The sequence below is a fragment of the Thermocrinis jamiesonii genome (assembly GCF_000702425.1).
GTDB classification, from domain to species: domain Bacteria; phylum Aquificota; class Aquificia; order Aquificales; family Aquificaceae; genus Thermocrinis; species Thermocrinis jamiesonii.
Window position 1 is genome coordinate 238,508 of the sequence record NZ_JNIE01000003.1, and the last position, 16,220, is coordinate 254,727.

The 16,220-nt window shown below is 40.3% G+C and carries 20 protein-coding genes and 2 pseudogenes; 10 read left to right on the forward strand and 12 right to left on the reverse strand.

Annotated features, from left to right (window positions below; genetic code table 11):
* Positions 1-5: 5 nt before the first annotated feature.
* From K217_RS0103940 to K217_RS0103955, 4 genes are all read right to left on the reverse strand, one after another.
* Positions 6-1,175: a transketolase C-terminal domain-containing protein gene (locus tag K217_RS0103940; RefSeq protein WP_029551834.1), complete on the reverse strand. Its 1,170-nt coding sequence runs from the start codon at positions 1,173-1,175 to the stop codon at positions 6-8.
* Between the two features lie 16 nt (positions 1,176-1,191).
* The gene (locus K217_RS0103945) at positions 1,192-1,899 is read right to left on the reverse strand and encodes a carbon monoxide dehydrogenase beta subunit family protein (RefSeq protein ID WP_029551835.1); all 708 of its coding nucleotides are present in this window, start codon (positions 1,897-1,899) and stop codon (positions 1,192-1,194) included.
* Between the two features lie 102 nt (positions 1,900-2,001).
* Complete coding sequence (locus K217_RS0103950) at positions 2,002-2,190, reverse strand: hypothetical protein (RefSeq protein WP_029551836.1); 189 nt, start codon at positions 2,188-2,190, stop codon at positions 2,002-2,004.
* Positions 2,183-3,055 (reverse strand): class I tRNA ligase family protein, encoded by an 873-nt coding sequence (locus K217_RS0103955; protein WP_029551837.1) that lies wholly within the window; start codon positions 3,053-3,055, stop codon positions 2,183-2,185. Before K217_RS0103955 ends, K217_RS0103950 begins: the two co-directional genes overlap by 8 nt.
* 31 nt (positions 3,056-3,086) lie before the next feature.
* On the opposite strand from K217_RS0103955, the gene hisG reads away from it, so the two are divergent.
* Complete coding sequence (gene hisG, locus K217_RS0103960) at positions 3,087-3,692, forward strand: ATP phosphoribosyltransferase (RefSeq protein ID WP_029551838.1); 606 nt, start codon at positions 3,087-3,089, stop codon at positions 3,690-3,692.
* Here the strand turns inward: hisG and K217_RS0103965 are convergent.
* From K217_RS0103965 to K217_RS0103975, 3 genes are read right to left on the reverse strand one after another with little or no spacing between them, the layout of a single operon-like run.
* Positions 3,676-4,326, reverse strand: a complete 651-nt coding sequence (locus K217_RS0103965) for a hypothetical protein (RefSeq protein ID WP_029551839.1) — start codon at positions 4,324-4,326, stop codon at positions 3,676-3,678. The two genes, hisG and K217_RS0103965, sit on opposite strands and share 17 nt — an antisense overlap.
* On the reverse strand, positions 4,323-5,834 hold the full coding sequence (locus tag K217_RS0103970; protein ID WP_029551840.1) for an L-aspartate oxidase: 1,512 nt from the start codon (positions 5,832-5,834) through the stop codon (positions 4,323-4,325). Before K217_RS0103970 ends, K217_RS0103965 begins: the two co-directional genes overlap by 4 nt.
* Positions 5,821-6,792, reverse strand: coding sequence for a gluconeogenesis factor YvcK family protein (locus K217_RS0103975; protein ID WP_029551841.1), 972 nt, complete (start codon positions 6,790-6,792; stop codon positions 5,821-5,823). The genes K217_RS0103970 and K217_RS0103975 overlap by 14 nt, the downstream gene beginning before the upstream one ends.
* Before the next feature lie 46 nt (positions 6,793-6,838).
* On the opposite strand from K217_RS0103975, the gene K217_RS0103980 reads away from it, so the two are divergent.
* Positions 6,839-7,321 (forward strand): YceD family protein, encoded by a 483-nt coding sequence (locus tag K217_RS0103980; protein WP_029551842.1) that lies wholly within the window; start codon positions 6,839-6,841, stop codon positions 7,319-7,321.
* Between the two features lie 386 nt (positions 7,322-7,707).
* On the opposite strand, the gene K217_RS0103995 is transcribed toward K217_RS0103980, so the two are convergent.
* Complete coding sequence (locus tag K217_RS0103995; protein WP_029551843.1) at positions 7,708-8,157, reverse strand: RrF2 family transcriptional regulator; 450 nt, start codon at positions 8,155-8,157, stop codon at positions 7,708-7,710.
* 163 nt (positions 8,158-8,320) lie between these two features.
* Here K217_RS0103995 and K217_RS07475 point away from each other — a divergent pair.
* Positions 8,321-8,696, forward strand: a pseudogene (locus K217_RS07475) (TetR/AcrR family transcriptional regulator); the annotation flags it as partial.
* Here the strand turns inward: K217_RS07475 and K217_RS0104005 are convergent.
* Positions 8,674-9,096 carry a hypothetical protein gene (locus K217_RS0104005; protein ID WP_231476991.1) on the reverse strand — a complete coding sequence of 141 codons (423 nt, stop codon included), beginning with the start codon at positions 9,094-9,096 and terminating at the stop codon, positions 8,674-8,676. The pseudogene K217_RS07475 and the gene K217_RS0104005 overlap by 23 nt on opposite strands.
* A 117-nt stretch (positions 9,097-9,213) precedes the next feature.
* Here K217_RS0104005 and K217_RS07830 point away from each other — a divergent pair, with 117 nt between their 5' ends.
* From K217_RS07830 to K217_RS0104035, 6 genes and pseudogenes are all read left to right on the forward strand, one after another.
* Positions 9,214-9,387 carry a hypothetical protein gene (locus K217_RS07830; RefSeq protein ID WP_255326813.1) on the forward strand — a complete coding sequence of 58 codons (174 nt, stop codon included), beginning with the start codon at positions 9,214-9,216 and terminating at the stop codon, positions 9,385-9,387.
* Positions 9,387-9,745: pseudogene (locus K217_RS07480) on the forward strand (hydrogenase expression/formation protein). Before K217_RS07830 ends, K217_RS07480 begins: the two are co-directional and overlap by 1 nt.
* Before the next feature lie 80 nt (positions 9,746-9,825).
* Positions 9,826-10,590 carry an oxygen-binding di-iron domain-containing protein gene (locus K217_RS0104020; RefSeq protein WP_029551845.1) on the forward strand — a complete coding sequence of 255 codons (765 nt, stop codon included), beginning with the start codon at positions 9,826-9,828 and terminating at the stop codon, positions 10,588-10,590.
* Positions 10,591-10,604: 14 nt separating this feature from the next.
* A complete protein-coding gene (atpC, locus tag K217_RS0104025) occupies positions 10,605-11,006 on the forward strand; it encodes an ATP synthase F1 subunit epsilon (protein WP_029551846.1) in 402 nt (133 codons plus the stop codon).
* Positions 10,993-11,703 carry a tRNA1(Val) (adenine(37)-N6)-methyltransferase gene (locus K217_RS0104030; protein ID WP_029551847.1) on the forward strand — a complete coding sequence of 237 codons (711 nt, stop codon included), beginning with the start codon at positions 10,993-10,995 and terminating at the stop codon, positions 11,701-11,703. The genes atpC and K217_RS0104030 overlap by 14 nt, the downstream gene beginning before the upstream one ends.
* A 15-nt stretch (positions 11,704-11,718) precedes the next feature.
* The gene (locus tag K217_RS0104035; RefSeq protein ID WP_029551848.1) at positions 11,719-12,267 is read left to right on the forward strand and encodes a DUF507 family protein; all 549 of its coding nucleotides are present in this window, start codon (positions 11,719-11,721) and stop codon (positions 12,265-12,267) included.
* Here K217_RS0104035 and K217_RS0104040 read toward each other — a convergent pair.
* Positions 12,264-12,857 carry a M23 family metallopeptidase gene (locus K217_RS0104040; protein WP_029551849.1) on the reverse strand — a complete coding sequence of 198 codons (594 nt, stop codon included), beginning with the start codon at positions 12,855-12,857 and terminating at the stop codon, positions 12,264-12,266. The two genes, K217_RS0104035 and K217_RS0104040, sit on opposite strands and share 4 nt — an antisense overlap.
* Positions 12,858-12,887: 30 nt before the next feature.
* Entirely contained in the window at positions 12,888-13,469 is a 582-nt protein-coding gene (locus tag K217_RS0104045) for a hypothetical protein (RefSeq protein ID WP_029551850.1), read from the reverse strand.
* A 40-nt stretch (positions 13,470-13,509) separates the two neighbouring features.
* Between K217_RS0104045 and argF the strand changes: the two genes are divergently transcribed.
* Positions 13,510-14,427: an ornithine carbamoyltransferase gene (argF, locus tag K217_RS0104050; RefSeq protein ID WP_029551851.1), complete on the forward strand. Its 918-nt coding sequence runs from the start codon at positions 13,510-13,512 to the stop codon at positions 14,425-14,427.
* Here the strand turns inward: argF and glmS are convergent.
* Positions 14,414-16,192 (reverse strand): glutamine--fructose-6-phosphate transaminase (isomerizing), encoded by a 1,779-nt coding sequence (glmS, locus tag K217_RS0104055; RefSeq protein WP_029551852.1) that lies wholly within the window; start codon positions 16,190-16,192, stop codon positions 14,414-14,416. The two genes, argF and glmS, sit on opposite strands and share 14 nt — an antisense overlap.
* Positions 16,193-16,220: the final 28 nt, after the last annotated feature.

A 16,220-nucleotide genomic window follows, 5' to 3' on the forward strand; every position in this document is an offset into this window, starting at 1 on the left:
GTTTTTTAGACTACTACTTTCTTTTCCTTCTTTATGCCAAAGGCGGAATATACCTTTTCCATGATAAGTTCCACTGGCAAGGTCATACCGCCGTAAACCCTTGGACCACCTATAACCTTATCGTTGTCTGGAATGGTAGCCTTAATTTCTTTGGCTAACCATCCTACTATGTTGTGCTCTGGAACTATTACAGCCTTTGCCTTTTTAAGTACTTCCCTTATCTCCTTTTCTGGGAACGGTCTTATGGATTTTACTTTAACAAGGCCAACATTTAGGCCTTCCATCTGCGAATACCTTACCGCTTCCCTTCCCTGCGCCGCTGCACAGCCAGAGGCTACTATAAACACCTCCGCATCAGGATTTACCACCTCTATTGGACCACCTAGATACTTGTATATGTATTTCATAGCCCTTATGTTTGAAGCCCAAACTTCCTGTTGCCACACCGCGTGTATTAGATAGCTCATAAAGTTAGACTTCTGAACTGGCGCATCCCTTTGGATCCTTGCGGGAGGTATTTCGCAGTCGGTGGGTGGAACTGGTGCCTTATATGGGTCCCTTGGGGGTAACTTCATATCTTCTGGGGTCATATTCACGTAACCCTTTGCGTGAGTAACGAAAAATCCTTCGGTGCAAACTGCTACCGGTATATAAACATCCACCTTTTCGGATATTACAAAACCCGCCAAAGTAAAGTCAAAAACATCCTGCTGATTTTCTGCATGCAGAACTATCATCCCACAGTTCAAAAGGTAAGAGATCTCTATGTTGTCAGGCTGTATGGAAAGGGGAGCATTTACTACTCTTGTTAGCACACCAAGCACCGCAGGTATTCTGTGCCCTGGCCAAGAAGCAATTGCTTCAAGACCTCTTAAAAGACCAGGTCCTGAGGTAGCAGAAAAAGCCCTTGCACCACCTCTTACCGCACCCGCTATGGCAGACATAGCACCATATTCCTCTTCTGCCCTGTAGTAATCCCTAAGATAGCCCTGAGCCCAAAGATCTCCTACAAGGTGCATAACCTCAGATTGGGGAGTGATAGGATAGGCTATGGCAATATCTACGTTGGCACGCTTGACTGCCTCTGCCATAGCTTGGGCACCTGTTATAAACTTGCGCTCCCTTGGAGCTTCTAAAAGAAGATAATCTGCATCTACAACTCTCTGCTCTGGCATGGTTTTACCTCCAAGTTTATTCGCTTTCTTCTACAGTCTCGCCTTTTTTAGGCATAAGAAGGTATAAGTATTCTCCGTAATCTAGTGCAGAAAGGGTTTCGTATTTTTCAGGTGGAAGGGATGGATTTTCTGGAGGAAGCTTGGGTTCCCACTCTATACCAAGCTCCTTTCTTACTTGCACAAGCACATCCTTGAACTTCCTTATTTCGTCTGCATGCACATCCCTTAGAGAGACCATTGCGTCTTCGTGTCCCATCTCTGCACACAAGGCTATAGTAAAGCAATTTGTTCCTGCTCTTATCATCCTAAGAGAAAGGTTTGCATAATGACAATGAACCCCTACGAATATACAGACTTCTATCTTATTGTGAAGTATGGTAAGGTTTGGATGATTTGGATTTATTTCCGCCTCTGGGTCTATCTTTGGATACTTTGGTCTGTAGTCTGGCATAGGAATAATTCTGCAATTGGGAATTTCCATAGCAAGTTCCAACACAGCCTTAGCCTTCTCCATAGCTGATGCGTTCCAACCCCACAAAACCAAAGGTCCCGGGAATATGGTAGGGTTTCTGCGTGTAAGCAAAGCCTTTGCCGCTTCCCTCATAGCGACTTCTTCGTCCACTATTTCACCATAAAGCAAAGCTTTACCTGGCGGAGGTAGTTCCACTCCTTCAAAAGCAGCTGGGGTAGGCATATAACCGACAGGTCCAGGTAGCACTCGCATACTTTACCTCCTTATTTCTTGCATTATCAAAAAATTAGCATATGCTTAATAAGTGTCAAGCGTAAATTATATGATATTTATCATAGTTTTTTGTAAAGGCTATTATTCCCCTTGTTCCTTTTCTCCCAGCTCTCTCATCCTCTTTCTTCTCATTTCTTCATACTTAGGCTCTATCTTCTTGTAGAGAAAGTTTGAGAGAGCAACTATGATCAAAAGAAGGGGAATGCTAATTATTATCAAGACGATCAGGAGTTTAACTATAAACACAACCCAAGCGATAAGGCTATCCATCGCTTACTACTAAATTTATAAGCTTATCTTTAACATAAACAACCTTTACTATCCTTTTTCCTTCTATGAGTTTTCTTATCTTCTCGTTTGCAATTGCTACAGACTTTGCAACTTGCTCTTCCGCTCCGACGGGTAGTCTTATGTGTCCCCTAAGTTTTCCGTTTATCTGCACAGGAATTTCCACTTCCTCCACTTTGAGAGCTTCTTGGTCTGGTTCGGGGAATGGATAATGGATGAGTAGTCTTTCATGACCCATTCTGTTCCACAACTCTTCACATATGTGAGGCGTGATCGGATAGAGCATAAATAGGACAATCTCTAAGCCCTCTTTTAAAACTTTGTAGTCTTCCTCTTTTTCCGGTTTGAACTCTTGAATGGTATTCACTAACTCCATAATGCTGGCTATTGCGGTATTGAAGGATAGCTCCTCCATATCCTGAAGATACTTTTTTAGGGTCTGATGGACTTTTCTTCTTATTTGCTTAGCCTTTTCGTTGAGATTTGCAAAATCCTCCTTCGAATAGGTTACACCTTTTATGTCTTCAAGCCTTTCGTGAAAGTAATTCCAAAGTCTTTTCAAAAATCTATAGGCTCCTTGAACTCCTTCGTCGGTCCATTCAAAATCCTTTTCCACAGGCCCAGCAAAAAGTATGTATAGCCTTATGGTATCCGCGCCAAAGCTTTGCACCGCAAACTCTGGGTCCACAGTGTTAGCCTTTGACTTAGACATCTTGGCAGGTTCTCCTATTTTACTTTCCACGCTTTTTATCAGTCCTTCGTCATACATATCAAGCCTTTCAAGAAGTAGTCTAAAGTTGTCTCCTAAGGAGAGTTTGTTCTCTTTCAAAAATTCCATTATTCGCATATTATCTATTTTAGCTCTATAAAATTCTAATATGCTCAGAATTGCTCTACCGAAGGGAAGGCTTTTTGGGGAAACTGTTGAATTTTTGAAAAACAGAGGCATAATCCAAGAAGGTTTTGAGGAAGGAAGAAAGCTCCAAATTCAGGTTGGAAATTATGAGTTTCTTTTGGTAAAACCCTTTGACGTACCCGTTTATGTAGAAAACGGTGTGGCGGACTTGGGAGTGGTGGGTTACGATGTGCTGTTGGAAAGAGAACCAGATGTGTATGAACTGTTTGACCTTGGTATAGGCTTTTGCAGGCTAGTTGTAGCGGGAAAGCAAGAGAAATACGACTACTACAGGACTTCTTCCTGTTTAAGAGTTGCGACAAAGTATTTAAGGATAACAAAAAACTTCTTTTTGGAAAAGGGCATAAAGGCTAAGGTAATACACCTAAATGGGTCTGTAGAGCTTGCCCCCCTTCTTAACTTATCTGATGCCATAGTTGATTTGGTGCAAACCGGAAGAACCTTAAAGGAGAATAATTTAGTAATCTTTGAAGAGATAAGTCCATCAACCGCAAGGCTTATTTGTAATAGGGCAAGCTATCGCAACAAAAAAGAGCAGATATTCCAGCTAATCAGCAAGCTTGAGTAGGTGCGTCTAAGGGTGGAAGTTGAACTTCCCCTTCTGGCAACCTTATTGGTGCTTTTGTTAGCTCTTCAATAAAGTTAAGGTAGTCTTCAATGGATCTTAGTTCCTTCCCGTAAAGCTTGGCTAAGATGTCTAAGTCAGGTGGGTTCATCGCCTTTTGAACTATAGCTTTGGATATGGAATAGGTTTTTCTATCCACCTCTGGGTATATATCCTTTATGTAAGTTAAAACATCCATAGAATACACCACTATTCTGTCTTTGCTTGCTAACTGTCTGATCATTGCTTCTAAATTAAGCTGGTCGTAAGTATATATCTGACCATCTACCTTTATCCCTGCGATAACTTTATTGCCGTCAAAGATGGCATGATAAAACGCAAAGCTTTCTGGCACCTTTTCCCATCCCAGTTCCTCCGCAAGACTTAAAAAAGCTCCCATAGCTTCTTCTTTAGTTGCAAAAATACCTATCAAGGCGTCAAAGCTTTCTGGATTTAGACTAACTTCCAAAACTAAGCAGTTGTTGATCTCTTGAGTTTTAAACTCATAGTCTATCTCTTGCCACTCTTTGAAAAGCTCCTGCACCTCTGACCTTTCATCCAACAGCTCGCTTTTTCTTAGCAATTTTCTTAACTTCATTCCAATAAGTTTAAACCAAAGAAATCTATTATAGTATCCCTTTCAAACTGGTCCCTTTGGTAAGGAAAGTCCTTTCTGTAATGGCATCCCCTTGATTCTTTTCTTTGCAGGGCACCAATTAGTGTAGCAAGAGCTACAAGACCTATGTCAAAAAGCCTTCTGCTTTCTGGAGTCCTCTCCCAACTTTTCCAATCCTTTAGCCAATTTAAAAGCTTTTTTATACCTTCCGCTAAGGAAACTTCTTCCCTTTCAATACCGCAGTGATCCCACATTAAAACTTTTAAGTCTTCAAAGCTGTATTTGGGCTTTTCGTGTCCTGAAGCGATGTGTTTAAATTGGGCTCTGCTCTTTTTTGCATATTTTTTGTCATGATAGATCTGATAAGCAGTTCTGTAGCCAAAGACTAAGCCCTCAAGTAAAGAGTTAGAAGCGAGCCTGTTGGCGCCGTGGACTCCTGTGCAACTGCACTCTCCCACCGCATAAAGGCCAAAAATGCTTGTCTGCCCATAAGTGGAAACCTCTAAACCACCTATGTAATAGTGTGCTGCGGGAACGATAGGTATGGGTTGTTTGTATGGGTCATAACCGCTTTCCACAAGCTTAGAGTATATGGTAGGGAACCTTTCTTTGATATCCACCCCTTTTTCTGCTATGGGTCTAAGGTCAAGGAATACCTTCCTTCCCTCTTTTAGTTTAGAATATATCGCCCTTGCCACTTGATCCCTTGGCAGAAGTTCATCTACAAACCTATTGCCTTTGTCATCTATCAAAATAGCTCCCTCGCCTCTTACTGCCTCTGAGATGAGAAAGGAAGAATTTTCCAAGACTGTTGGATGAAACTGGACAAACTCAGGATTTTTTATGGGCACGCCTTTTCTGAAAGCTATGCCTATTCCATCGCCTTTAACGTGTCCGGAAGAGTGTAGAAACATAGAGCTTGCTCCACCTGTAGCCAACACCAAAAAGTTTGTCCTAAAAAACTTTAGCCTTCCTCCTTCCAAAACAATGGCTCCCTCTACAGCTTGTTCTCCCAATATTTCCTGTAGCTCTCCCTCTACAACCTTTATACCTTTTTCTTTTATCCTCTCCCAAAGGGCGGTGTATATGGCTTTTCCCGTATGGTCCTTTACCTTTAGCACCCTTGGCACAGAATGACCTCCCTCTAAGGCTTTGTCCTCATCAAAGATCACACCCCACCTTTGGAGGTCTATTATCCTCTGAGGACCTTCTTCCACCATAACCCAAAGGCTTCTGGAATTACAAAGACCCCTCCCTGCTCTTTGAGTGTCCAAAAAGTGAAGGGAAGGACTATCTTGAGGACTTACTGCACAGGCTATACCACCTTGAGAGTAAAAGGTATTACCTACACCTCTGGTGATGATAACAGGTTTTAGTCCTAATTCCCACAGAGTTAAGGCGCAAACAAGACCACCTATGCCACTGCCTATTACTAAAACCTCCGCTTGTTCCTCTGGGATCAAAGAGGTGTTAAACTCAAGAAAGTGCATGAGAATAGGCTCTTAGGATCGTATCCGTTAGCTTGTCTGGATCGTGTCTTACAAAATCTTGGTTTTCTCCTATCAGATCTTCCGCATATACAGTTATGCCCGCTTTGGCTATTTTTGCTATGTCTGGTATAACCGGCTCTTGTCCTTGTTCTATGTATCTTCTTAAAACCCCATCGGAAGGCATCTTTGTGTTGAGAATAGCTATATCCACCCTTGAAAGACCGGTAGTTTCCAAAAAGGCTCTTATGTGGTCATAGGCGCTGTAGCCATCCGTTTCGCCCGGCTGGGTCATAGCATTTACTATAAAGATCCTTATAGCGTTTGAGCTTTCTATTGCCTCCCTCAGATCGCTAATTAGCAAGTTGGGGACTATGCTGGTGTATAGACTGCCTGGACCAAAGATAATTAAATCTGCATCTTGAACCTTTGCTATGGCGTCAATGGGCGCCCTAGCATCAGGTGGTTCAATCCAAACTTTAACTATCTTAGCCTTGCTCGCCTTACCATACTCGGTTATACTCTCCTCCCCTTCAACCACTTCTCCGTTTGAAAACTCTGCCAACAGATTAATGTCTTCCGTAGTAGCCGGAATTATCTCCCCCTTAGTTCTGAGTATCTGAGAAGCCAAATTTATGGCTGAAATAAAACTGCCTGTAATGTCGGTTAGTGCTACCAAAAAGAGGTTTCCAAAGGAGTGTCCCTCTAACTCTCCGCCTTTAAACCTGTATTGGAACAGCTTCTGAAGGATCTCTTCACTTTCCGATAGTGCTACCAAACAGTTTCTGATGTCTCCGGGTGCAGGAATGTGATAAGCCTTTCTTAGCCTTCCCGTACTTCCACCACTGTCTGCTACAGTCACTATAGCGGAGAGGTCCTCTATGCGGTTTCCAACTTCTTTTTTGAGCCCCCTCAAAAGATTGGACAAACCCGTTCCTCCTCCTATGCATACAACTTTCATTTTTCTCCTCCTTGAAAAAGACCTCAACTAACTTATTTTAAATCTTATGCCCGTATTAAACCTAAAGGAAATTTTCAAAACTTCAAAACGGTTCTCCGGCTTTTACACGATCGGTCCAAAGGACTTAAATTTGCCGGCAGACCTTGGAGATCTGGAAAAGCCGGTAGATGTAGAAGTGGAGATAGAAAAAGCAGCAGGTGGCTATTTGGTTAATTTGAAAATCAAGGGAGAAATTAAGCTTGGATGCAGTAGATGTCTAACGCCATTTGTAAGGGAGATTGAAAGCGAAGAAACTGTAAGACTGGAAAACTTTCCAGAGAAGCTGACTATAAACCTAAAAGCTCAAGATCTGAACGTGTGTTTTTTGGAAGACGAAGAACATTTTGACCTAACCCAGCTTGTAAGGGAGCAAATTATCCTCAGCATACCCACAAAGCCTCTCTGTAGCCCAGACTGCACGATTCCTACATTAGAAGAGTATCAGGAAGATTCAAGGTTTATCGCCTTAAAAAGGTTAATCCAAAAATAATGAATAGGCTACCTGTCCCAAACTAAGACTTCTACTACCTTCTTGTTTTCTTTGTGATTTTCTCCACCGCATCCACACTCTTTGCACATAACCTTTCCTCCGAATGATTGTTCATAGACACTCTCATTATAGAATTTATACTCTAAGTGAGAAATTAACCAAGCACATAGCTTTTTCTGAAAAAGCTATAGCCAATAGCATATCCATAAAGGTAAGCCAAAAGTGTTATACCTTTCATCCACCTGCTAATGTAATTGAAAAACTTATTTGGCGAGGTTTAGGGATATTATAAGTCCCTACCCTCCAAAGAGCTTTCCAACAAGAAAACTTGCCTTTTTCTTAATTTCTCACCCGACGTATTTCAATAATTATAACCTTTCAATCTCCTAAGTCTTCCTTCCATCCACTTGGATTGACTTTTTGTGCTTTTCTTCAACACCTGCCAGTTCTGCAATAGTAGTTGTTGTCAAGTATTCCATAATATGTTCCCTAAGGTCTATCCACTTATCGTGAACTGCACAGGGTGAAGTTTGCCACTCTTCACATCTTCCAGGTCTCAAAGCGCAGTAATCTAAGCGATAGTCTTCATCAAGGTATCTTATCACATCGTATATAGATATTTCTTCAGGTTGTATAGCAAATGTAAAACCCCCATTGGGACCCTTGTATGATTTTAAAACCCTTTCCCTGACCAGTTTATGAAAGATCTTTGAGAGAAAGGGTTTAGGGATGCTTTGCACTTGAGCGATCTCTTCTACCTTCACAAGCCGCCCTTTCTGTAAGGCTAAATAAGCTAAAGCCAACAAAGCGTATTTAACAGTTTCTGAGTAAATCATGAATATATTATATAGTTCAAACTCCGAAATCTGCAAGATTTAAAAAAGGGTAGGATACAGTGTAGCTTAATAGCCTCAGCTCCCCACTGGTTGCTCTCAATGCGAAAACATAAAACTTAAAAAGTTATTGCCTTAGTTTTGTAATTAACTAAATAAAATTATCATGGACAGGTCCCTACTTAAGGAAAAGAAAAAACTTGAGATAATAAGAACAGCCTGTAAGCTTTTTTCTGAAAAAGGGTATCACAACACCGTTATACCGGATATTGCCAACGCCCTTGGAATGAGTGTGGGCAATATTTACAACTACTTTGAATCAAAGGAAGAGCTGGCAAAAGAGATAATGCTAACTGTTTCTAGCTATGTAGCGGAGAGGTTAAGAAGAATAAACCAAGAGAATATATCTACAAGGAGAAAAGATATATAGATTTACGGAAGAATTTTTTCAAATGGCTCTGAAGGAGCCAGAATTAATAAACTACTTTCTCAGGGTTTTTCTGGTTAACAGGGAAATCTTCAAGGAAGGTAGGGAGGTGTTCTAAAAGGTGGTATTCTTCTGACAAAATAGTAGCGGGCTATGTGATAGCTTGGGTCAAACCCAAAAAAGTTAAGCTTCATTCTCTCAAGCTCTTCGTTTCTGTATTCAAAAAGCGGTTTTTCCATCCAATCCCTAATCCTCTCCTCCCTTTTCTTTTTCAGAAAAACATCATAATCACTCGTGTTTATAAAGCTTTCAAGAAATCCAGAAACTTTTTCCCTAAACTCCTTTGGTGTTCTTCCAAAAACTAAGTCTATTAGGCCAATTTCGTAAGCTTTTTTGGAGCTTATAGGCATTCTGTTTTGCATTATTTCCTTTGCCTTTTCCCACCCAACCCTCTTAGGTAGAGTGTATGTCCAAAACTCAGACCTATAGAGATTGCTTATGTTTTTATAGTCCATGTTATGTTTATCTATGTGGATAGGTATGCGGATAGGAGTTAAAGAATGAAAGAACAAATCTTTAGCTATGAGCTAACTCTTCCACAAAGAATTTATCCCCACCTTGATAGGCTTTGAATAGCCCAACTTACTGGTAAGTATCCTAAGGAAGTTGTGGTGATCGGTATGGAACCTCAAAGCTTGGAAATTTCCTTGGAGCTTTCCCCCGCTGTTAAAGACAACTTACAAAAGCTCGTTCAAGAAGTAATAAAACAGCTGGAAAGTTGGGATACAGGAGTTATAACATGTTAATGAACGGACCAGCCATCCTTTATGAAATATTGCAAGCTCTCAAAGACTTTCATCAAAAGAAAGAAAGGCATGTTATTTACATAAACAAGCTCCCCTTAACAGAAGAGGACAAGCACCTAATTCTGGATGTATTAAGAGACGGAAAGGTTAGGATAACTTTGAAATCAAACAGCCAAAAGGTTGAATGGAGGGAAACAGGTATAAGTGGAGTATGGATCGGAGTTTTCTTTGATAGAGACGAAAACCCATACTTGAAACGATTGAAATAACAGACTTTCCCATGCTTGCTGCCTGTCAGAGCGAAGACATAGAAGAAGCTATAAGAACTTTGGAGGATAGGCTTTCTTCCCTTTTGTAAAATTTCATTAGTCTAATTGAGCAAACGCTCTTTTACAACAGTTATTTCCTAAATATAATTAGTTTAGTAAGGAGGTTTCTATGGAAACAAAAAGAGTAATCTATAATACTCCAGAACACAAGGTCGTGTTCTTTGAAGAGCTAACTCCTGCAAGTGCGGTGCAAGCCAACCAAGTGCTTATAATTCACAAGGATGAGGGAATGCTTTTGGATCCGGGTGGTCATAAGGTGTTTTCCAAGCTTTTATCCGATATCTCCCTCTACGTTCCGCCAACTCAGATAAAATACATCTTCCTATCCCACCAAGATCCAGATATAGTAGCTTCAATAAACGGTTGGCTGATGACCACAAAGGCTGTAGCTTACATATCTAAGCTTTGGATAAGGTTTTTACCCCATTTTGGGTTAGACAGCCAGTTAGAGGACAGGGTGGTGCCTATAGACGATAGAGGAACTACCATAGTTTTAGGTGGAGATTGCAAGCTGTTGGTTTTACCTGCTCATTTCCTTCATTCCGAAGGGAACTTTCAGCTTTATGATCCTTGTTCCAAAATACTTTTCTCCGGAGACTTAGGTGCCAGCTTAGGACAAGATTACTTTTTTGTAGAAGACTTTGATTCTCACATCAAATACATGGAAGGTTTTCACAAGAGGTATATGGCAAGCAACAAAATACTGAGATTTTGGGCAAACATGGTCCGCCAATTGGACATAGAAATGATCGTTCCTCAGCATGGTGCTATCTTCAAGGGCAAGGAAATGGTAAATAAGTTCATAGAATGGGTAGAAAACTTGCAGGTGGGAATTGACCTTTTAACTCAAGAAAACTACAGCTTACCCGTGTGATATAATATCTAAGCATGATAAAAGTAGAGATAGTTACACCAAAAGGTTTGGCTTTTTCCAAAGAAGTCAATTCGGTAAATATTCCCACTGTAGAAGGAGAAATAGGAGTTTTAGAAAAGCACATGTATTTGATGACTTTGTTAAAGCCCGGTCTTGTCTATTTTGATGGAAAGGTGGATGAAGGAATAGCGGTAACCTATGGCTTTGTGGATGTAACACCAGAAAAAGTCATTATATTAGCAGAAGAAGCTTACACCATAGGTGAAATAGATGTTGGTAAAGAAAAAGAAGAGTTTGAAAAAGCAATAAAGAAACTTGCTACCGCACAGACTATGGAAGAAATAGAAGAGACAACAAAACAGGCAGAAAGGGCAAGGATTCTTTTGGAATTAGTGGAGAGATTTGGAAGAGTTTAAAAAATTTGACTTCTTCAGAGGTAAAGTAAAGTTTATCCAACCTAAGGCTCACAGGCTCTCTGTAGTTGAAGTTTTATTTGTCTCAAGTATAAAAGGTATAAAGAGAAAAAGCTTGGTAGCAGATTTGGGTGCAGGCTTTGGAGCGCTCTCCATACTAATAGCCCTAAGGTATGGCTGTAGAGTTTTGGCAGTAGAAAGAGACCAAACTATGATCCAACTGCTCAGGCAAAACTTAAAAAACAACAACCTTGAGGGTAAGGTAGAAATTTTAGAGTGTGACATTAGAGAAATAAACAAAAATATAAAGCGTCAAAGTGTGGATTGTGTTGTTATAAATCCACCTTTTCATCCGGAAACTCCATCCACAAAAGCAAATCCATATCATACGGAAATTTATGGAACTTTAAAAGATTTTTTAGAATCAGCTTCCTATATTTTGAAGGATGGAGGCTTTGTAAATGTTTTATTACCTTCCTATAGATTATTGGAAGCCTGTAATATTATGGAAACTTTAAACATTAAACCGATGTATTTAAAATTTTTTCATCCATTCATAGATAAAAATGCCAAATTGGTTCGTATTGTAGGCGTGAAAAACTTAAAACCAAAGCTAATTGTAGAAAATCCAATTATAATAAATCAAAAAGAAAATAAATATACGAAGGAGGTTTTGAACATCATAGAGGGGTTTCTATGATATAATTAACACATTATGAGACTACCAGAAAAATTGATGGAGCGCATTGCAGATAGGATTATAAAAGAGCTTACAGAAGAAAAAATAATAGAAGTAGAAGATCCTTATGTTTTTAAGAAGAAAATTATAGGAATTTTTAAGAAGGCTGAAGAGGAAGAAAGACTACTTGACGAAAAGACCAGAGAAATACTAAAAGAAAGAATGGATCTTATAGAAGAGGCAAGTTTAGATTACAGAACCGCTTATAGGGCAGTTCGTAACAGACTTGCGGAAGAAATGAATATTAACACCAACAAAAGAGAAAGGATGAATCAAATAGCGGGTATGATAAAGGACCTAATAATAGAGGACGATTCGGTAGAAATGTATGAAGAATCCCACATTATAAGAGCAAGAATAAGGAAAATACTAATGGAGGCTCTAAAGGAAGAGGAGGAGATAGATAGAGAGGTTAGGGAAAGGATAAGGTCCTATTCAAAGAGAATAGTTGAAGGCACACCTGAATGGAACCATTTATACAAAAGAATTTATGAAGATGCTTTAAGAAGGAGAGGATTACTTTAAGGTAAGTAGGCTATAGGATTTTGTCTTATGCCGTATTTTAACACTTCGTAGTGTAAGTGGGGTCCAAAGGATCTACCGGTATTACCAACCTTACCGATTATCTGAGCTTTTACAACCTTATCTCCATAGCCTACAAAAATGCTTGAAAGGTGTGCATACAGAGTGGCAAATCCATAGCCGTGATAAACTATTACGGTATAACCATAGCCTCTTATCCAACCTGCATATACAACTCTGCCATCTGCGGTTACGCTAACGGGAGTACCATAAGGAGCAGATATGTCTATACCAGTGTGAAATTCTACTTGCCTACCTATTGTTCGCCAACCATAGCCCGAAGTTACAATTCCAACCACAGGCCATATATCCGGCTTTACCATATCCGGAATTCTAACATCCACAAGCTCCCGAAAAGCCTCTTCAACGGACATCTCTTTTCTGATGATCTCATCTACATTCTCAATATTGATCTCCTCCAGCGGATCTTGATAGTTGGTCTTAGGGGAAGGGCCACCTACCCCAAGGGGCATCAAATATGTATTACCAACTGTGGAATAGATCAAAATCAATAAAAGCAAGATTTTTATCATCAAAAAATAAAATAAACCTACTTCACCTTTTCAGTCAAGAGTATTTCTCACTATGTCATCAAAAGACTGTAATATTTTTCTGTATAGTGGTTCGCTTAGGGATAATTTTTCCAAATTCTCAATTCGGCTTTCAGAATCAATTTTTTTCAAAATTTTAATCACAGCATTTTCAAAGAGATCTTCCCTGTATACACCGAGAGATTTGATAAGCTCCAGCTTTAGCTTTATTTCAAACACTTTATGGTTTTTAACGTCCATTTTTAAGTAGTTTTGAAGAAGGTTAAATATGCAACTGTCATAATAGGACATCCAACCGATTACAGCTTGGACAACCTTTGTCATCCATAGAAACCTACGAAAGCTCTTCATTGCTAAGTACGAGTAGAACTTTACCTCTATTAGATCTTCCAATACTAAAAGCTCTCCAGATTGACGATAGTATGCGGTCAATACATTAAAAGGTTCAAAAATGGCGCAGTAAGTGTTTTGGGGATGAAAACCTTTTTTCACAAGCATTTTTCCCTTTCCGAATGTTCCATACACGTAGGCAAGCAAGTCCCACTCGTTTATAAGCATTTTTTTTACGACTATAAACTTCGCTTTCGCACTCATAATTTAAAAAGCTTTCAAAACATACGATATAATATAGCTTATGATAAGGCATTTTATAGACCTTTGGGACATTACGCCGGAAGAGGGGTGGACTATACTTGAAAGCTCGCTTGCTATTAAAAACAAAAAAAACGAAGAAAGGCCCCTAAAAGGTAAGTATTTTGCTTTGATCTTTACCAAGCCATCCACAAGAACGAGAGTGTCCTTTGAGGTGGGCATTAGGGCTTTGGGTGGAGAGGTTATATTTCTTCAAGAAGAAAGTCTTCAACTTGTAAGGGGAGAGGATCTGAAAGATACCGCCAGAACTCTCTCAAGATACTTAGATTGTCTAATAGTCCGCACCGATTCACACGAAAAGCTAAAGGAACTTGCATCCCACTCTTCCATTCCAGTTATAAATGCCCTCACTGACATGTCCCATCCTTGCCAAGTTTTGAGTGATGTCTTTACCCTTTACGAACGCTTTGGAAAGGACATAAAAAACAAAAAAATTGCTTATGTGGGTGATGGAAACAATCTTTGCAATACTTGGCTTGTGGGTGCGGGACTTTTTGGTTTGAATTTGTTCGTTGCTACTCCAGAAGGTTATGAACCTTCTTCTTATTATTATCAAGCTGGAGAAGACCTATGCAAAATAACAGGAGGTAGTATATACCTAACCCCTAATCCTGTGGAAGCGGTTAAAGATGCGGATGTGGTTTATACGGACGTATGGGTTAGTATGAATCAAAATAGGACAGAAGAAAAGATTTCCGCACTGAAAAACTATCAGGTTAATCGCCAACTTTTGAGCTATGCAAAGGAAAATGTGCTTGTAATGCACTGCCTTCCTGCCAGAAAGGGAGAGGAAATTACAGAGGAGGTTTTTGAAGAGTATGCGGATTTTATCTTTACCCAGGCAGAAAACAGAGTATATGCCCAAATGGGACTGTTAAAGTTTTTATTTACTCAACGGTAACAGTTTTTGCCAAGTTTCTTGGTTGATCCACATCCAAACCCAAGTAGTCCGCTATGTAGTAAGCAAAAAGTTGCAAAGGCACAACAGTAAGGAAGGGGCTTAACTCCTCATGGCATTTGGGGACCTCCATAAAGTCCCTTGAAAGCTTTTGAAGCCCTTCGTCACCCTCAAAGCCTACAGATATAACCATACCCTTTCTTGCCAAGACCTCTTCTATGTTTGAGAGTATTTTCTCATAAACCCTGTCCCTTGGTGCAACCACCACCACCGGCATGTTCTCATCAATGAGGGCTATAGGTCCATGTTTCATCTCCCCTGCAGGATAACCTTCCGCATGAACGTAGGATATTTCCTTTAACTTTAGCGCGCCTTCCAAAGCGACAGGATAGCTAAGTCGCCTTCCTAAGTAAAGAGTATTTTTACTTTTAGTGTATTTGAGGGCTATCTCTCTTATACTTTCACTTTTTGAAAGAACTTCCTCCATAAGATGGGGAATCTTTAAAAGCTCGTCCATGAGTTTTTCCCTTTCTGGATGCTCACTTATGGCTAAGGAGAAGAGAACTGCCAACTGGCAAGTAAAGGTCTTTGTAGCTGCCACTCCTATCTCGGGTCCAGCGTGAGTGTATAAAGTATAGTCCGATTCCCTGCTTAAGGCACTTCCCATAACATTGACGATAGATAAAAGTTTTGCTCCTTTCTCCTTTGCTGACAGGGCTGAGAACCTGGTGTCTGCAGTTTCGCCAGACTGGGATATGGCTATTACCAGGTCCTGTGGGCCTATTGGAGTGTCTGCGTATCTAAGCTCGGAAGCATACACTACCTCTACAGGCACTCCTACGAACTTCTCAAGCCAATACTTTCCAATCAGACCTGCGTGGTAAGAGGTTCCACATGCGGTTATAAGTATTCTTCTAAATTCTTTCAGGGAGAAGGGAAGCTCGTAGTCCCTTGATATATACCCTTTTATGGTATCCCCCACCACCCTTGGCTGTTCAAAGATCTCCTTTAGCATAAAGTGTTTGAACCCTCCCTTTTCTGCAGATATTATATCCCAATGGATCTTTATGGACTCTTTTACCTTTGGGTTTCCCTCAAAGTCGTAGATACTCACCCCCTCAGGTGTTAGATCCGCTATTTCCCCATCTTCCAAGGGTATTATGTTCTTGGTAAACGGAATTAGAGCAGGTATGTCGGAAGCTAAGAAGTTCTCACCCTCTCCCAAGCCCACTACCAAAGGACTCCCATACCTTACTCCCACCACACGACCCGGCTCAAAAGCAGTAAAAACAGCAAAGGCATACGCACCCCTTAGCTTAGGAATAGTTTTTAAAACAGCCCTTAGGAGATCTCCGTCGTAGTTTAAGGATATAAGATGGACTATAGCTTCTGTGTCTGTTTCTGATTTATATTCTATGCCCTTTGAGGTGATAAATTCCTTTAGTTCTCTGTAGTTTTCTATTATGCCGTTGTGTACTAAAGCAAAGCGCCCTTCTTGGTCTGTGTGAGGATGGGCATTCAGCTCGCATACGCCTCCGTGGGTAGCCCATCGGGTATGCCCTATGCCAAGGGTAGCGTCTAATTGTTTGCCCCAAAGACTTCTTATCAGTTCCCTTATCTTTCCAACCTTTTTTTCCACAAAGATCTTACCATCTTCCAAAAGGGCTACACCGGAGGAGTCATAACCTCTGTATTCAAGCCTTTCTAATGCCTCCAAAAGTACAAAGATTGCTTTCTTTTTTCCCGTGTATCCTACTATTCCACACATCAGGTTTTATTTTAACTTTTTTGACTTA

What these genes read in the sequence shown, in the direction of transcription:
- K217_RS0103940 (WP_029551834.1), bottom strand. Translation starts at nt 1,175, where the DNA reads ATGCCAGAGCAGAGAGTTGTAGATGCAGATTATCTTCTTTTAGAAGCT.
- K217_RS0103945 (WP_029551835.1), bottom strand. Translation starts at nt 1,899, where the DNA reads ATGCGAGTGCTACCTGGACCTGTCGGTTATATGCCTACCCCAGCTGCT.
- K217_RS0103950 (WP_029551836.1), bottom strand. Translation starts at nt 2,190, where the DNA reads ATGGATAGCCTTATCGCTTGGGTTGTGTTTATAGTTAAACTCCTGATC.
- K217_RS0103955 (WP_029551837.1), bottom strand. Translation starts at nt 3,055, where the DNA reads ATGCGAATAATGGAATTTTTGAAAGAGAACAAACTCTCCTTAGGAGAC.
- hisG (WP_029551838.1), top strand. Translation starts at nt 3,087, where the DNA reads ATGCTCAGAATTGCTCTACCGAAGGGAAGGCTTTTTGGGGAAACTGTT.
- K217_RS0103965 (WP_029551839.1), bottom strand. Translation starts at nt 4,326, where the DNA reads ATGAAGTTAAGAAAATTGCTAAGAAAAAGCGAGCTGTTGGATGAAAGG.
- K217_RS0103970 (WP_029551840.1), bottom strand. Translation starts at nt 5,834, where the DNA reads ATGCACTTTCTTGAGTTTAACACCTCTTTGATCCCAGAGGAACAAGCG.
- K217_RS0103975 (WP_029551841.1), bottom strand. Translation starts at nt 6,792, where the DNA reads ATGAAAGTTGTATGCATAGGAGGAGGAACGGGTTTGTCCAATCTTTTG.
- K217_RS0103980 (WP_029551842.1), top strand. Translation starts at nt 6,839, where the DNA reads ATGCCCGTATTAAACCTAAAGGAAATTTTCAAAACTTCAAAACGGTTC.
- K217_RS0103995 (WP_029551843.1), bottom strand. Translation starts at nt 8,157, where the DNA reads ATGATTTACTCAGAAACTGTTAAATACGCTTTGTTGGCTTTAGCTTAT.
- K217_RS0104005 (WP_231476991.1), bottom strand. Translation starts at nt 9,096, where the DNA reads ATGGACTATAAAAACATAAGCAATCTCTATAGGTCTGAGTTTTGGACA.
- K217_RS0104020 (WP_029551845.1), top strand. Translation starts at nt 9,826, where the DNA reads ATGGAAACAAAAAGAGTAATCTATAATACTCCAGAACACAAGGTCGTG.
- atpC (WP_029551846.1), top strand. Translation starts at nt 10,605, where the DNA reads ATGATAAAAGTAGAGATAGTTACACCAAAAGGTTTGGCTTTTTCCAAA.
- K217_RS0104035 (WP_029551848.1), top strand. Translation starts at nt 11,719, where the DNA reads ATGAGACTACCAGAAAAATTGATGGAGCGCATTGCAGATAGGATTATA.
- K217_RS0104040 (WP_029551849.1), bottom strand. Translation starts at nt 12,857, where the DNA reads ATGATAAAAATCTTGCTTTTATTGATTTTGATCTATTCCACAGTTGGT.
- K217_RS0104045 (WP_029551850.1), bottom strand. Translation starts at nt 13,469, where the DNA reads ATGAGTGCGAAAGCGAAGTTTATAGTCGTAAAAAAAATGCTTATAAAC.
- argF (WP_029551851.1), top strand. Translation starts at nt 13,510, where the DNA reads ATGATAAGGCATTTTATAGACCTTTGGGACATTACGCCGGAAGAGGGG.
- glmS (WP_029551852.1), bottom strand. Translation starts at nt 16,192, where the DNA reads ATGTGTGGAATAGTAGGATACACGGGAAAAAAGAAAGCAATCTTTGTA.